1 protein-coding gene is annotated in these 755 nt (G+C 59.0%); it reads right to left on the reverse strand.

Going from position 1 to position 755, the window contains the following annotated elements; translation table 11 throughout:
* On the reverse strand, positions 1–755 hold a 755-nt coding region (locus tag AC1DM5_RS36505; protein WP_477976944.1), incomplete at both ends, for a cyclic nucleotide-gated ion channel.

Consider the following 755-nt stretch of genomic DNA (forward strand, 5'->3'; position numbering starts at 1 on the left):
CTGATCAGCGCCATCTCGCCAAAGAAGTTTCCGGCACCGAGTTCCACTGGATGGTCGGGTGTCGCCACGGTGACCCGCCCCTCGACAATGAAGAACATCTGATCGCCAACATCGCCCTTGCGGCAGATCACGGCACCTGCGGGGACAATGCGCGGCCGCAACGCCCGAACGATCTCGATCAGTGCAGCGGAACCAAGCTTCTGGAACAGGGGTACGGCAGCGATCAATTGCCAGTTGCGAACGAAGTCTTGGCGGCGAACCTCTTCGTAGAAGCCGGTGGCGAGGATGCCGGCCCAAAGTGCAAAAATACCGATCCCGCTCATCATCACCAATCCGGCCAGAACTCGACCTGCAAGGCTCTGCGGGATCTCGTCACCGTAGCCKGTCGTCGACAGCGTCACGACCGCCCACCACATCGCCTGCGGAATGCTGCCGAACSTATCGGGYTGGACGTCTCGCTCGATGATATAACCGGCCAACGCAGCACCAAAAAGAACTATGCCGAACACCGATGTCACGCCAAGCAGATTGCGCGATTCATTCGCGACCACCTTTGCCAGCAGCCTGAAAAAGGTCGAGTCGCGCAACGGCTTGAGAAGCCAAATGGCGCAATAGAGGTTTCGATCACGGGACCCAACGAACAAGAATGCAGCAGCCGGAACCAGAACCGCGAGCAAATCGATCACGAGGGCCGGCATCCCGCCCGACAAGCGGTGTCGCCGTGAAAGCAATGTGCCGCTCAATTGGAGGACATA

It is taken from the genome of Rhizobium sp. 01T437, assembly GCF_056398505.1.